The 13,949-nt window shown below is 63.7% G+C and carries 12 protein-coding genes; 3 read left to right on the plus strand and 9 right to left on the minus strand.

Annotation, left to right across the window (positions count from 1 at the left end):
• Window positions 1-18: 18 nt before the first annotated feature.
• Window positions 19-1,083: a phosphate ABC transporter substrate-binding protein PstS gene (gene pstS / locus RBT42_RS06010; RefSeq protein WP_320363295.1), complete on the minus strand. Its 1,065-nt coding sequence runs from the start codon at window positions 1,081-1,083 to the stop codon at window positions 19-21.
• A 94-nt stretch (window positions 1,084-1,177) separates the two neighbouring features.
• Window positions 1,178-3,832 (minus strand): DNA topoisomerase III, encoded by a 2,655-nt coding sequence (locus tag RBT42_RS06015; RefSeq protein ID WP_320363109.1) that lies wholly within the window; start codon window positions 3,830-3,832, stop codon window positions 1,178-1,180.
• Window positions 3,833-3,926: 94 nt separating this feature from the next.
• On the opposite strand from RBT42_RS06015, the gene RBT42_RS06020 reads away from it, so the two are divergent.
• The 3 genes from RBT42_RS06020 to RBT42_RS06030 are packed head-to-tail and all read left to right on the plus strand — an operon-like array spanning window position 3,927 to window position 6,242.
• Entirely contained in the window at window positions 3,927-4,454 is a 528-nt protein-coding gene (locus tag RBT42_RS06020; protein ID WP_320363112.1) for an SET domain-containing protein, read from the plus strand.
• 34 nt (window positions 4,455-4,488) lie between these two features.
• Window positions 4,489-5,409 carry a biotin--[acetyl-CoA-carboxylase] ligase gene (locus RBT42_RS06025; RefSeq protein ID WP_320363114.1) on the plus strand — a complete coding sequence of 307 codons (921 nt, stop codon included), beginning with the start codon at window positions 4,489-4,491 and terminating at the stop codon, window positions 5,407-5,409.
• Window positions 5,367-6,242 (plus strand): hypothetical protein, encoded by an 876-nt coding sequence (locus RBT42_RS06030; RefSeq protein WP_320363116.1) that lies wholly within the window; start codon window positions 5,367-5,369, stop codon window positions 6,240-6,242. The genes RBT42_RS06025 and RBT42_RS06030 overlap by 43 nt, the downstream gene beginning before the upstream one ends.
• 120 nt (window positions 6,243-6,362) lie before the next feature.
• On the opposite strand, the gene gap is transcribed toward RBT42_RS06030, so the two are convergent.
• The 7 genes from gap to RBT42_RS06065 form a co-directional block, all read right to left on the minus strand.
• Window positions 6,363-7,364: a type I glyceraldehyde-3-phosphate dehydrogenase gene (gene gap, locus RBT42_RS06035; protein ID WP_320363118.1), complete on the minus strand. Its 1,002-nt coding sequence runs from the start codon at window positions 7,362-7,364 to the stop codon at window positions 6,363-6,365.
• Between the two features lie 51 nt (window positions 7,365-7,415).
• Window positions 7,416-9,461, minus strand: a complete 2,046-nt coding sequence (gene tkt, locus RBT42_RS06040; RefSeq protein WP_320363120.1) for a transketolase — start codon at window positions 9,459-9,461, stop codon at window positions 7,416-7,418.
• Window positions 9,462-9,811: 350 nt separating this feature from the next.
• A complete protein-coding gene (locus tag RBT42_RS06045) occupies window positions 9,812-10,558 on the minus strand; it encodes a pilus assembly protein (RefSeq protein WP_320363122.1) in 747 nt (248 codons plus the stop codon).
• Between the two features lie 163 nt (window positions 10,559-10,721).
• Window positions 10,722-11,240, minus strand: a complete 519-nt coding sequence (locus RBT42_RS06050) for a pilin (protein ID WP_320363124.1) — start codon at window positions 11,238-11,240, stop codon at window positions 10,722-10,724.
• Window positions 11,241-11,470: 230 nt separating this feature from the next.
• On the minus strand, window positions 11,471-12,295 hold the full coding sequence (locus RBT42_RS06055; RefSeq protein WP_320363126.1) for a 3',5'-cyclic-nucleotide phosphodiesterase: 825 nt from the start codon (window positions 12,293-12,295) through the stop codon (window positions 11,471-11,473).
• A 30-nt stretch (window positions 12,296-12,325) separates the two neighbouring features.
• Complete coding sequence (locus RBT42_RS06060; RefSeq protein ID WP_320363128.1) at window positions 12,326-13,084, minus strand: FHA domain-containing protein; 759 nt, start codon at window positions 13,082-13,084, stop codon at window positions 12,326-12,328.
• Window positions 13,085-13,132: 48 nt separating this feature from the next.
• Window positions 13,133-13,936 carry a Stp1/IreP family PP2C-type Ser/Thr phosphatase gene (locus tag RBT42_RS06065; protein WP_320363130.1) on the minus strand — a complete coding sequence of 268 codons (804 nt, stop codon included), beginning with the start codon at window positions 13,934-13,936 and terminating at the stop codon, window positions 13,133-13,135.
• Window positions 13,937-13,949: the final 13 nt, after the last annotated feature.

The raw sequence follows: 13,949 nt of genomic DNA on the forward strand, positions 1-13,949 counted from the left end.
CCACGCCGGGCTGCCGGTTCACTGAAAATTGGTCAACTCGCCGGCAGGGCCTCGGATGCGCATCAGCCGGCCCGCCAGCCGCGCCTGCACGGTCGCGGGCAAGGGCGCAAAGCCTGTCCCACGCGTCAACTCATCACCGTGCATGAAACACCAGTACACGAAGCGCGCGGTCCAGTCCGCCTCGCTCATCTTCGTCGGGCGCGCGTCCAGCAAGACGAAGCTGGTCGAGGTGATCGGCCAGGCGTCCGGCCGTGGGCGATTGAGCAGGCTGGCCGTGTCGTCCCCCTTGCGGTAAACGTCCGACGCCAGGATGGCCGCGCGGAAGCCCGCCTCGGAGGCGCTCAGCACCTGCCCGGTGCGGTTGCGCAGGCGCACGCCCACCAACTTGTCCTTGACCACCCGGTCATACGACACATAGGTGAAGCTGCCGGGCGTGGCCTTGACCAGGTTCGACACGCCATCGTTGCCCTTGGCCGCCAGCGTCTCGCCCGGCCAGGCCGGCTTCTGGCTGATGGGCACCGCCTGGGCAAATGCGGGCGACGAGTCGGCCAGATAGCGCACCCACACCTCGGTTGACCCCGATTTGTCCTCGCGCACCACCCGCACCACCGGTAGCGCGGACAGCTTCAGGCCCGGATTCAGCTCGGCAATGCGCGGGTCGTTCCAGACCTTGATCGCGCCACGGGCCAGGTCGGCCAGCACCTCGCCACTGAGCACCAACTCGTTGGGCTGCACGCCGGGCAGGTTGACCACGGGCACAAAGCCCCCCACCAGCAGCGGGATCTGAACCAGCTTGTGTTCAGCCAGTTGCGCAGCGCTCAAGGGGTTGTCGGTGCCTCCGAAGTGCACCGTGCGGGCCTTGGCCTGGCGTATGCCATCGCCCGAGCCGGTCCCTTGGTACTGGATCGTTGGGCCCGGACGCTCGGCCATGAAACGGGCCGTCCAGCGGTCATATACCCGCGACGGAAAGGTGGCCCCTGCCCCTTTGATCGCCACCTCGGCATGCACCGGCGTCAGCCAGGCGCTCACCGCCATCACACCCCACACGCACCACTGCCTGCCCCACGCCCGACGCCACTGCATTGCCAAACACTTCTCCAGGTTCACTCAAACCCGCGAAATGTACAAAGCGAGTGCGTCAGGCATGTGACACAAGGTCACCTTAGGTCACCCCGCGTCAGGCGGCCTTCTTGGCAGCGGCTTTCTTGGCAGCGGTCTTCTTGGCAGCGGGCGCCTTGGCCGCGCGCGGCTCGAACTCGAAGCCCACCTTGCCGGTCTTGGCATCCCAACTCAGGAAGGCCTTGAACTTGCGCCGCGTCTTGTTCGAGACGAAGTTCTCCAGCAGGTCGGTCTTGCCCGTCTCCAGCAGCTTGGTGATCTGCTCCGGCGTCACCGGCTGCTGCAAGATGATCTTGCCGCTCTTGAAGTCGCAGGTGGGCGTGCCGGTGGTGCGCTCGCACACATAGTTGGCACCGTGCTCGTACACGTCGCCGCCGCACTTGGGGCACTTGCCCAGGCTGGTCTGCGCGCTGAAGTCCACCGCCTCGCCCGAGCCTTCGTCCTTCTTCGCGTCCTCGCCGAAGTCGAACTCCATCTTCCAGTTGGCCGACTCCTCGTCGCGCACCATGCGCAGCTCGGCCGTGAACGGCCAGCCCGCCTTCGAGCGGAAGCCCTCCAGCGGCCCGATCTTGTGGTCGCGCAGCAGCTGCTCCACCTCGTGCAGCTCGAAGCTGCGGCCGGCCGGGATTTTGGTCATGCTGAAGCCGCAACCGGTGGCGCCCTCGGCATCGCCACCGCCCTTGCCCGTGCAGGTGAAGCGGCGGTAGTTTTCCTTGACCACGCCACCGCAGTTCGGGCAGGGCGTGCTCAGCGTGGCGTAGTCGCCCGGGATGGTGTCGCGGTCGTATTCCTTGGCCTTTTGCACCACGCGCTGGGTCATGGCCTCGATCTCGGCCATGAAGGCCTCGCGGCTCAGGCGACCCTTCTCCATCTCGGCCAGCTTGAATTCCCAGTTGCCGGTCAGCTCGGGCTTGGTCAGATCTTCCACGCCCAGGCCGCGCAACAGCGTCATCAGCTGGAAAGCCTTGGCCGTCGGGATCATCTCGCGGCCTTCACGGAACAGGTACTTCTCGGTGATGAGCCCTTCGATGATGGCCGCGCGGGTCGCTGGCGTGCCCAGGCCCTTCTCGGTCATCGCCGCCTTCAGCTCCTCGTCGTCGATCAGCTTGCCGGCGCCTTCCATGGCGCTCAGCAGCGTCGCTTCGGTGTAGCGGGCGGGCGGCTTGGTCTTGAGCGCATTGACGAGCACGTCCTCGTTGCGCACGGCCTCTCCCGGCTGCACGGCCACCAAGGTGGTGTCGTCGCCCTCTTCGGCGGCCTCCTTGCCATACACGGCCAGCCAGCCCGGCTTGACCAGCACCTTGCCATTGGTCTGGAAGTGGTGCACCTTGCCCGCAGCCAGCACCTTGGTGATGCGGGTCGTGACCATGAACTCGGCCGCCGGGTAGAACACCGCAATGAAGCGCTTGACCACCATGTCGTACAGCTTGGCCTCGGCCTCGGTGAGGCTGCGCGGCGCCTGCATCGTCGGGATGATGGCAAAGTGGTCCGACACCTTGGCGTTGTCGAACACGCGCTTGTTGGGCTTCACATAACCATCGTTGACCGCTTTGCGGGCGTGCATGGCCAGCTCGCGCAGCGGGCCCGGCAGATCCTCGTTGGCGATCATGCCCATCGTGTCCTTGACCACCGCCAGGTAGTCCTCGGGCAGCGCACGCGAATCGGTACGCGGGTAGGTCAGGGCCTTGTGCTTTTCGTACAGCGCCTGGGCCAGCGACAGCGTGGTCTTGGCACTGAAGCCAAAGCGCGAGTTGGCCTCACGCTGCAGCGTGGTCAGGTCGTACAGCAGCGGGCTGGACTGGCTGCTGGGTTTGGCCTCTTCGGACACCGTGCCAGCCTGGCCCCGCACCGCATCGGCAATCGCCTGCGCCTCGGCGGCCGACCAGACGCGATCAGCCTTCAGTTCGGCCTCTTGCGAGCCCTCTGCTGCGTTCTTGACCTTCTTGAATTCCGGGTCAAACCACTTGCCGTCGTAGCTGCCTGCGGCCACATCGAAGCTGCCGCGGATTTCCCAGTAATCGCGGTACACGTGCTTGCGGATCTTTTCTTCACGCTCCACCACGATGGACAGCGTCGGCGTCTGCACCCGGCCCACGGTGGTCAGGAAAAAGCCCCCGTCGCGCGAGTTGAACGCCGTCATCGCCCGCGTGCCGTTGATGCCCACCAGCCAGTCGGCCTCTGAGCGGCAACGCGCGGCGCTGGCCAGCGGCAGCATCTGCTCATCGGTGCGCAGCGACTCGAAGCCGTCGCGAATGGCCGCGGGCGTCATGCTCTGCAGCCACAGGCGCTTCACGTCCTTGCCCAGGCCCTTGGCGCGCGTCGTGGCCGTGCTGTCTTGCGCGTACTGCGCAATCAGGCGGAAGATCAGCTCCCCTTCGCGCCCCGCGTCACACGCGTTGATCAGGGTGGTGACGTCCTTGCGCTTGATCAGCTTGACCAGGGCATTGAGGCGCCCCTTGCTCTTGTCGATCGGGTTCAGATCGAAGTGCGGCGGGATCACCGGCAGGTTCGCGAAACTCCACTTGCCGCGCTTGACGTCGAACTCTTCCGGCGCCTTGATCTCGACCAGGTGGCCGACGGCGGAGCTGACCACATAGTGCTCGCTCTCGAAATATTCATCGTGCTTCTCGAACTTGCCATCCACCGGCGTCAGCGCGCGCACGATGTCTTGGGCAACCGAAGGCTTTTCTGCAATGACCAGGGCTTTGCTCATGGGCGTGTTTATATATGCAAACCGTTCATACAATCGGGTTTCTCGCGCGCACGCACGCGCGCACCCGCACATTTCAATATAAACACACTGGTCGATGACGCAAGCCGCGCACAAACCCACGCCCGCCGCCCGCACCGCTGCGCACAGCGACAAGGCCTCTGGCCACGGTCGCCGCACCCAGGTGCGTGACTCGGGCATCCACGGCAAGGGCGTCTACGCCGTGCGCTCCATCCAGGCCGGTGAGCGCGTGCTCGAGTACAAGGGCGAAATCATCACCTGGGAAGAGGCGCTCGAGCGCCACCCGCACGACCCCGAGCAGCCCAACCACACCTTCTACTTCCACCTCGACGACGGCCACGTCATCGACGGCAAGTACCAGGGCAACTCGGCCAAGTGGATCAACCACTCGTGCGAGCCCAACCTCGAAGCCGAGCAGGTCGGCAACCGCGTCTTCCTCGACGCCCTGCGTGACATCGAACCCGGGGAAGAGCTCTTCTTCGACTATGGCCTGGTCATCGACGCCCGCATGACGCCCAAGCTCAAGAAGGAATATGCCTGCTGGTGCGGCGCCCCCACCTGCCGCGGCACCATGCTGGCTCCCAAGGAACGCAAGCGCCGCTGAAGCAACGCGCTACTGTTGCCAACTGCGCCAGACCATGTCCCCCCTGCCACCCGCGCCCCGCCCTGATCACATCGGCCACGAGCCCGCGCAGGACGCACTGGGCCCGGTGCTGGCCGAACTGAACGGCGCCGCCGAGCGCATCTGGCTGGCCAGCAACGCCACCTGCCCCGACCTGAGCATTGAGGTGCTGCCCGAGCTTGGCTCCACCAACACCGAGCTGATGGCCCGGGGCCGCCGTGGCGAGACCGCACCCACCCTGCTCGCGGCCGCCCGTCAGACTGCAGGTCGCGGCCGCCTGGGCCGCAGTTGGCTGGCCGAAGCGGGTGACACCCTGACCTTCTCGCTGGGCCTGCCGCTTGATCTGGCCCGCATCCCCGGGGGCGCCAGCGCCTTGTCGCTGGCCGTGGGCCTCTCGCTGGCTGAAGCGCTCGATGCCGGCCAGGGCGCGCCCTGGCCTCTTGGCCCCATCGGCCTGAAATGGCCCAACGACCTCTGGCTGGCCGGCCGCAAGCTCGGCGGCATCCTCATCGAAGCCAGCCCCGCCCCTGGCCTGCCAGAGGGTCAGCGCTGGGTGGTCATCGGCGTGGGACTCAATACGCGCCCAGGCTCGGCGCCGGCGGGCTCGGCCAGCCTCGCCGAGGTCGATCCGGCCGCCCCCCCTCGCATCGGCGACGTGTGGGCCTGGATGGCCCCGGCGCTGATCCGCGGCGTGCAGACCTTCGCCACCCAGGGCTTTGTACCCCTGCAAGCCGCCTACGCCCAGCGCGACGTGCTGCGTGGCCAAAGCGTGGGCCTGTGGAGCACCCCCGGCCAGTATCCGGCCGACGGCCACCCACCTACTCAGACGGGTGTGGCACACGGCGTGGACGCCCAAGGCGCCTTGCTCGTGCATACTGAACAAGGTGTGCAGGCATGGCACAGCGGCGACGTCAGCGTGCGCCCGCACACCGCCTGACGCCCACCTCCCTCAACCCCACTCGAACCGACCCGGCCTCCTCGCCCATGCTGCGCTCCCTGGTGCTGATCCTGCTGCTTCTCAACCTGGCCTTTTTCAGCTGGACCCAGGGTTGGCTCACCACCGTGGTGGGCGTCCACCCCTCCCAGCAACACGAGCCTCAACGGCTGAGCCTGCAACGCCATGCCGACCAGTTGGAAGTGATCCCGCCCGAGGTGATGCCCTCGGCCAGCGCCGCATCGGCTGCCCTGGCGCAGGCCATTGCGTCGGCCGCCGCAGCCGCCTCTGCGGCGTCAGGGGAAACCGACGGCGCCCTGCTGCCAGCCGAGTCGGCCTCCGCCCCCAACGATGCGCCCTCGGCCACCGTCGCCGCAGAACCCACCGCCTGCCTGGCCGCTGGCCCCTTCGGCTCCGTCGAGATGGGCATCGTGACCTCGAACCTGCAGGGCATCCTGCCCCGCGAAAGCTGGCGCACCGAAGACGTCACCATCGAGGGTGTGTGGTTCGTCTACATGGGCCCCTACCCCGACCGCGAAATCTTCAACCGCAAGCAGGCCGAACTGAAGGCGATTGGCGGCATCAGCTTCCGCGAAGTGCGCACCCCCACCAGCCTGGCCAATGGCTTTGTGCTGGGCCGCTATGAGCGCCTGAACGAAGCCCAGGCGGCCCTCGGCAAACTGAAAGAACGCGGCGTGCGCTCGGCCCGCGTCGTCGTCATCCGCCCGCGCATGCAGGCCCAGAACGTCATCGTGCCGCAGGCCACTGCCAGCGTACAGACCAGCCTCAACGGCGTGCGCCTGCCTCAGGGCAAGCGCTTTGCGGCGTGCCCTTGACGCATCCCTAAGGACCGCGACCCATCCTAGCGACAGGTACAAAAAAACCTCCAAGGGCGCGAGCCCAAGGAGGTTTGGCGATCACAGCGCAGGTGGCCTCGGCCACCCAGCCTCATCAGATCACTTGGCGATGACGCGAGCCATTTCCAGGCACTTGTTCGAGTAGCCCCACTCGTTGTCGTACCAGGCCACAACCTTCACAAAGGTCTTGTCCAGGGCGATACCGGCTTCGGCATCGAACACCGAGGTGCAGCTCTCGCCACGGAAGTCGGTGGCCACCACCTTGTCTTCGGTGTAGCCCAGCACGCCCTTCATGGCGCCTTCCGAAGCGGCCTTCATGGCGTTGCAGATGTCTTCGTACGAAGCTTCCTGGTTCAGTTCCACGGTCAGGTCCACCACCGACACGTCGGAGGTGGGCACGCGGAAGGACATGCCGGTCAGCTTCTTGTTCAGCTCAGGGATCACCACGCCCACAGCCTTGGCAGCGCCAGTGCTCGAGGGGATGATGTTTTCCAGGATGCCGCGGCCACCGCGCCAGTCCTTGTTCGACGGGCCGTCCACGGTCTTTTGCGTGGCCGTGGCAGCGTGCACGGTGGTCATCAGACCGCGCTTGATGCCGAAGGTGTCGTTCAGCACCTTGGCCACGGGGGCCAGGCAGTTGGTGGTGCACGAAGCGTTGGAGATGATGGTCTGACCGGCGTAGGTCTTGTCGTTCACGCCGTAGACAAACATCGGGGTGTCGTCCTTGGAAGGAGCCGACATGATGACCTTCTTGGCGCCAGCCTTGATGTGGGCTTCAGCGGTTTCCTTGGTCAGGAACAGACCGGTCGACTCGATCACGACGTCGGCGCCCACTTCGTCCCACTTCAGTTCAGCGGGGTTCTTCACGGCGGTCAGACGGATCTTCTTGCCGTTGACGACGAGGGTGTTGCCGTCCACCGAGACATCACCCTTGAAGCGGCCGTGCACGCTGTCGTACTTCAGCATGTAAGCCAGGTAGTCCGGCTCCAGCAGGTCGTTGATGCCGACGATTTCGACGTCGTTGGCGAAGTTCTGCACAGCAGCGCGGAACACCATGCGGCCGATGCGGCCAAAACCGTTGATACCAATCTTGATGGTCATGATCTTGTCTACCTTGCTCTAAGAAAACGAAAAACCGCTCAGGAAACCTGTTTACTTCTTCTTGGACAGCACCTTGCGCACCGTCGCCACCACGTTCTCGGTGGTGAAGCCGAAGTGCTTGAACAGCACGCCAGCCGGGGCCGACTCGCCATAGGTGTCGATGCCGATCACGGCGTCGCAGCCATACTTCCACCAGAAGTCGGTCACGCCGGCTTCAATGGCAATGCGCGGCAGCTTGTTGGGCAGCACAGCCTTCTTGTAGTCCATCGGCTGGCGATCGAACACGGTGGTCGAGGGCATCGACACCACGCGCACCGGGATCTTCAGCTCAGCCAGTTGCTGCTGGGCGTGCAGCGCCAGTTGCACTTCCGAACCGGTGGCGATGATGACGGCCACGGGCTTCTTCTTCAGGCCCACTTCCGAAGGCTCGGCCAGCACGTAAGCACCTTGGGTGATCACGTCGGCATCGGCCTTGGGCGCGTAAGGCAGGTTCTGACGCGACAGCAGCAGCGCGCTGGGGCGATGCTTGTTAGCCAGCGCCATCGACCAGGCCACGGCGGTTTCGGTGGTGTCAGCCGGACGCCAGACATCCAGGCCGGGAATCAGACGCAGGCTGGCGGCGTGCTCCACCGACTGGTGGGTCGGGCCGTCTTCGCCCAGACCGATGGAGTCGTGGGTGAACACGTGCACCACGCGGGTCTTCATCAGCGCGGCCATGCGGATGGCGTTGCGGCTGTAGTCCGAGAAGGTCAGGAAGGTGCCAGCGTAAGGGATGTAGCCGCCGTGCAGGGCCACACCATTCATGATGGCCGCCATGCCGAATTCGCGCACGCCGTAGTTGATGTGGCGACCGGGCTTGCCATCGGTCAGCACGACCTTGCCTTCGTCGTCCACGCGGAAAGCGGGGGTGCTCTTCGTGTTGGTCAGGTTCGAGCCGGTCAGGTCAGCCGAGCCGCCCAGCATTTCCGGCACGCCAGCGGTGAAGAACTCCAGCGCAATCTGGCTGGCCTTGCGGCTGGCCACGGTCTCGGCCTTGTCATGAGCTGCGGCCACAGCCTGCACTGCGATCTCGGCGAAGTTGGCTGGCAACTCACCAGCCATGCGGCGGGTGAACTCGGCAGCCAGTTCGGGGAAGGCCTTGGCGTAAGCGTCGAAGCGCTGGTTCCAGTCGTTGACGAGCAGCTCGCCATCGGCCTTGGCATTCCAGTCTTCGTAGACCTCGGCAGGGATCTCGAACGCGCCATGCGTCCAGCCCAGGTTCTCGCGGGTCAGCTTGATTTCATCAGGGCCCAGGGGCTCGCCGTGGGCCTTGGCGGTGTTGGCGCGGTTGGGCGAACCGTGGCCGATGGACGTCTTGCACACGATCAGCGTGGGCTTGTCGGTGCTCAGCTTGGCTTTCTCGATGGCGCCGTCGATGGCGTCCACATCATGGCCGTCCACATCGGCGATCACGTTCCAGCCGTAGGCGGCGAAACGCTGCGGCGTGTTGTCGATGAACCAGGGCGTGACCTGGCCGTCGATGGAGATGCCGTTGTCGTCGTACAGGGCGATCAGCTTGTTGAGCTTCCAGGCGCCAGCCAGCGCGCAGGCTTCGTGGCTGATGCCTTCCATCAGGCACCCATCGCCCAGGAAGGCGTAGGTGTAGTGGTTGACGATGCTGTGGCCTTCGCGGTTGAACTCGGTGGCCAGCAGCTTCTCGGCCAGGGCCATGCCCACGGCATTGGTGATGCCCTGCCCCAGCGGACCCGTGGTCGTTTCCACGCCCGGGGTGATGCCCACTTCGGGGTGACCGGGGGTCTTGCTGTGCATCTGGCGGAAGGCCTTGAGGTCGTCGATCGACAGTTCGTAGCCAGTGAGATGCAGCAGAGAGTAGATCAGCATCGACGCATGACCGTTGGACAGCACAAAGCGGTCACGGTCAGCCCATTGCGGCTGCGCCGGGTTGTGGCGCAGATGGCGCCCCCACAAAGCCACCGCCATGTCGGCCATGCCCATCGGGGCGCCGGGGTGACCGGAGTTGGCTTGCTGGACGGCGTCCATGGCCAGCGCACGGATGGCGTTGGCCATGGCAGTGATGTTCTTGGTGGAGTTGGGCATGGTGGGAGGGCGCAGAGACGGAAAACCGGCATTTTAGCCCGGGGAGCCCTCGCGGTGCGGCACAGAAGTTGTGGTACTGCACCGTTGGCAGGCGTCTGGCCCGAACCACCCACGCCGCAAGCGTCTCATACTTGGTACAGCTTGCCGAGGAGGATGGCTAGTTTTCCTCAGAACGACCATCCTGAGCAGCAAAGCGACGAGGGACTACCTGAGCCAGGGGAATGATGATGCCCACCGAGATTGATCACGACGAAACTGCACTTCTGGAGGCCTCTGAACCAGAGGAATTGACACCATGGCGTTCAGCTCTGTTGCGCTGGCTGAGGGCACACACCACCACCCTTACCGGTTCACCGTAATGCGAACCCATCGTGCGGAAGGAAGCCCAAAATGCGAGCCGATTGGTCCATGACCACCACCCAATCTTGCTTGTGCTGCACAGGCAGGAACAACGCCTTGTCCATCGGGACGTCATAACGCTGCAGTACTGCAGCAGCCTCTACAGCGGCCTGAGGATAGCGCTCAATCAGCATCCGAAGCGGCCGCGCGTGGCGCACAACCTTAGGACGATAAGTATCGTCATAGGGAATGTAAAAATCAGGACGCTGCGAATAATCCCGCCCGCCCGATACCGAATCCAGCATGACCGTTTGGCGCTCCTCATTATTGGCTGGCTCACGGATACCAACAGTCACTGGGCCACGATACCATCGCGGCGCGATCTCAGGCGGCAGCATCTCCAGTACCGGCTTCACATCAACCCCTAGATAGTCCGGGTGACTGATCACGCGAAAGCGATCCACCTCGTGAACGAGGTACAAAGGCCGCGCCTCAAACGCTGTATTGACGCCATAAACAAGAGCTGCGAGCTGAATGCCGGCAATGAGCAGCATGTCGGCCATAGTTTCGCGCCGCCCTTTGAGCGGATTGAACAACACCAGCGTCAGCAATGGACCACAGACAACATCAACTGCAACCAAGATCCCCATAAGGTGATAGCCGCCTGCAACCAGCCTGTATGGATTGGGATACCAACACCACAGCGCACCAAGAATCAACAAAGACACCACAAACACCGACACCAGAAGGTGAATCATGGCAGCCCGAGCTGCTACTTTTACGCGACTCCCGCTCATACCCTAAGATTAGTAATGCCACAAAGCGAACCAGCCCAAGCACCCTCTGCTATGCATGTGCAGCATGAAAATATAGAAAAAGGCCACGTGGAACACACGTGGCCTTTGCTCATGCCGAGAGAAATTAGTCAGCAGCAGTGTTACGGCAGTTTGCAGGCAAATACTTTGCCTCTACACCGGCGGTAGCAGCTGGACGACATTGCCACTGGAAGGGTGCGCCTGCGCTGGCAGCAAGGCTCAAGTCCAAGTCAACAGGGGCAGCGGCGTTGGTTTGCGGAGCAAGAATCACATTACTGTTAGCAGCAGGCACAACGGCCGCAGTGTATGCAATAGTGATTTTGCCATTCGCTGCAGAGGTAATAGCGCTGACATTGCGATTATTCTGAACGTAGGTGACGCCAATAGTTTGACAAGTCGCAGCATCCGTACAGGCAGCCATACCAGTCGGCCCACGGGATGCGAATGTGTCGGCAATCGCAGTTTTATACGAGGAGGCCAAGCTCAAGCCTTCAGTAACCTTCGCACGAATCGTGTAGTCTTGGTAAGCCGGCAGTGCCACGGCAGCCAGAATACCAATGATCGCGACCACGATCATCAGTTCGATCAGGGTGAAACCCTTTTGCACTTGCTTCATCACTTGCATGGTCAACTCCTTGGGACTGAGCCCGTATGAAAGTCGGTTGTCAGAAACCCCGGACCCGGGGCTGCACACCACTTGAATGCAGGGGGCGTGCCAAGTCTCAACACCCTCACAACCGTGAATTTCACCACGCAGGCGGGTTGATACGCCTCAAAAACAACCCGAAGCTGTCAGCATTGTGTCGAAACGCAGCATCCTAAAATGTCACCCACCTACACAAGTGACCATTCCCGTCACATCTGCCGTCTATCCACCACGGGCGCATGAAACCGCTGCCCCTCCCGCAGCGGCTCGATCACATGCCGCGTGTCCAGCGCCCGAATCTGCGACAACACCGCTGGCACCTCGCCCGGCTTGGGGTGCGTGATGTACACACTCACCTCACCATCCAGCAACAACAACTCCTGCGCCAGCGTCTGCGGCGACAGGTGCCCACTGATCTCGGCCAGGTAAGCCTCTTCGTCGCCAAAGGCGGTTTCAATCACCAGTTGCGCAATTTTCTGGCCGGCCAGCACATCCCACAGCGCGGGGTTGGGGCCGGTATCCCCCGTGAACACCCACCAGCCCAGCGGCGTTTCCACACCAAAGCCCACCGCCGGCACCGTGTGCGCAGCAGGCAGCACATGCACCACACGCTCGGGCAAAGCACCACGCGCCGGAAACGACAGCACATCGCCCACCGCCAGTTCGTGGAACACCAAAATCGGGTGCTGCACACTCGGCAGCCGCGTGAAATCAGGCCAGATCACGCCGTTGAACAGGTGGTCACGCATGGCCTGCAAGGTTTCAGGCAAGGCATGCACATGCACCGGCCGCAGCGCAGCAGGGCCGGCGCCGCCCATGCGCAGTTTGATCACACTGTCGGCCAGCAAGGGGATGCTGAGGATGTGATCCAGGTGGCTGTGGCTGATGAGGATGTGGTTGATGCGAGCCAGCTCGTCCAGGCGCAGTTCGCCCACGCCCGTGCCGGCATCGATCAAGATGTCGTCGTCCAGCAAAAACGACGTGGTGTGGCACCGCGCCGCAATCGAGCCCGAGCAACCCAGCACACGGATCATCTCAGGGCCTCCAACACGCAGGCGCCCGCATCAGCCCTGCATGAACTGCATCTGCGTGCCAGCCAGCTCGATGGTGTCGCCGCTCTTGAGGTGCACCGGCTCAGACCCCACGGGCGAGCCATTGATCAAGGGGCGAGCGGCGCCCTCGACGTGGGCAAACACATAGCCCCCCGGGCGCTTGGTGAGCGAGGCCACCTGCACGCCGGGTTTGCCCACGGTGGTCACCACCTTGGTCAAGGGCACTTCGCGGCCAGCAGCAGCCCCATTGAGCACCTTGATGAGGGCGGGCGCCTGGGGCGCCAGCCCACCAAAACCCGAGGCCAGCCCCCCCGGCGCCGAGTGTCCGAAACCGGCGGCAGCCTGCGGCGTGTAGGTGGCGGCCGGCGACACCGGTGCCGGCCGCGACGCGGCCATGGGCGAGCCACCCGCCAGCGGCGAGGCCGACGGGGCAGCGGCGGGTGAGCCATGACGCATGATCATGGTCTTCTCGAACTCGTTGCTCTCCTCGCCCAGGAACTTGATCTTGTACTTGCCGATCTCGACCGTGTCGTTGTGCTGCAGCAGCTGCTTCTTGACCGCGCGGCCGTTGATGTAGGTGCCGTTGGTGCTGTTGAGGTCTTCAATGAACACGTCGCTGCCCACCATTTGCAGCACGGCGTGCTCCCCGCTGACAGCCAGGTTGTCGATCACGATGTCGTTGTACGGACGGCGGCCCAAGGTGGTTTTGTCCTTGGTGATTTGGACTTCTTTGATGACCACGCCATCGAGCGAGACAACCAGTTTTCCCATGCGAAACCCCTCGGGTTTGGATCTATCGTTTGGATCAGTCAATGACAATCAAGCATGCCCACCCAGGCGCTTGAACGGCCACCACGACTTGGTGGCCGACGGTTCGTTCGTGCCCGAGGCCCGGGCCAGCACCACGGCAATATTATCCCGCCCCCCCGCTTCGTTCGCGGCGGCGACAAGGGCTTCCCCCATGTCGGACAAACTCGGGTGTGCGGCCATGATCTCGGCAATCTGGGCATCGCGCAACATGTCGGACAGCCCATCGGAGCACATCAGGTACACGTCGCCCGACGCCACGTCGTGCTGATGGGTTTCCAGCAGCACCATGTCTTCCACGCCCAGTGCGCGGGTGACGAGGTTCTTGTTGGCGGCGTACTGCGCCTGTTCGGGAGTCAGCATGCCAGCGTCAATTTGCTCTTGCAGTAACGAATGGTCTTTGGTGATCTGCTGCAACACCCCGTTGCGCCAGCGGTAGCCGCGTGAATCGCCAATGTGTCCCATCAGCAGACGGCCCGGCCGAAACACGCCCAGCACCAAGGTCGTGCCCATGCCGGCATAGGTGGGGTTGGAGTTGGCCGCACTGAAGATCGCCTGGTTGGCGTTGTCGACACAGATGTCCATGGCCCGCTTGACGTCGGCGTCGCTGGCGGCGGCCGAGGCCTCGTGCAGCCAGCGTCCCAGTTCGGCCTTGATGAAGTCGCAGGCCATGCCGCTGGCCACTTCGCCTGCGGCGTAGCCGCCCATGCCGTCGGCCAGCACGGCGACAGCACAGCTTTCGTCCAGGGCGACCGAATCTTCGTTGTTGGTCCGCACCCGCCCTGTATCGGTTTGACTATAGAACTCGAAGTTCATGGACTGATTGTCG

The sequence above is a fragment of the Aquabacterium sp. genome, assembly GCF_034003525.1.
Classification (GTDB): domain Bacteria; phylum Pseudomonadota; class Gammaproteobacteria; order Burkholderiales; family Burkholderiaceae_C; genus Aquabacterium.

Bases quoted from the DNA above. Each gene is read 5' to 3' on its own strand.
- RBT42_RS06025 (WP_320363114.1), top strand. From the start codon at position 4,489: ATGTCCCCCCTGCCACCCGCGCCCCGCCCTGATCACATCGGCCACGAG.
- pstS (WP_320363295.1), bottom strand. From the start codon at position 1,083: ATGCAGTGGCGTCGGGCGTGGGGCAGGCAGTGGTGCGTGTGGGGTGTG.
- RBT42_RS06015 (WP_320363109.1), bottom strand. From the start codon at position 3,832: ATGAGCAAAGCCCTGGTCATTGCAGAAAAGCCTTCGGTTGCCCAAGAC.
- RBT42_RS06055 (WP_320363126.1), bottom strand. From the start codon at position 12,295: ATGATCCGTGTGCTGGGTTGCTCGGGCTCGATTGCGGCGCGGTGCCAC.
- tkt (WP_320363120.1), bottom strand. From the start codon at position 9,461: ATGCCCAACTCCACCAAGAACATCACTGCCATGGCCAACGCCATCCGT.
- gap (WP_320363118.1), bottom strand. From the start codon at position 7,364: ATGACCATCAAGATTGGTATCAACGGTTTTGGCCGCATCGGCCGCATG.
- RBT42_RS06045 (WP_320363122.1), bottom strand. From the start codon at position 10,558: ATGATTCACCTTCTGGTGTCGGTGTTTGTGGTGTCTTTGTTGATTCTT.
- RBT42_RS06050 (WP_320363124.1), bottom strand. From the start codon at position 11,240: ATGCAAGTGATGAAGCAAGTGCAAAAGGGTTTCACCCTGATCGAACTG.
- RBT42_RS06065 (WP_320363130.1), bottom strand. From the start codon at position 13,936: ATGAACTTCGAGTTCTATAGTCAAACCGATACAGGGCGGGTGCGGACC.
- RBT42_RS06030 (WP_320363116.1), top strand. From the start codon at position 5,367: ATGGCACAGCGGCGACGTCAGCGTGCGCCCGCACACCGCCTGACGCCC.
- RBT42_RS06020 (WP_320363112.1), top strand. From the start codon at position 3,927: ATGACGCAAGCCGCGCACAAACCCACGCCCGCCGCCCGCACCGCTGCG.
- RBT42_RS06060 (WP_320363128.1), bottom strand. From the start codon at position 13,084: ATGGGAAAACTGGTTGTCTCGCTCGATGGCGTGGTCATCAAAGAAGTC.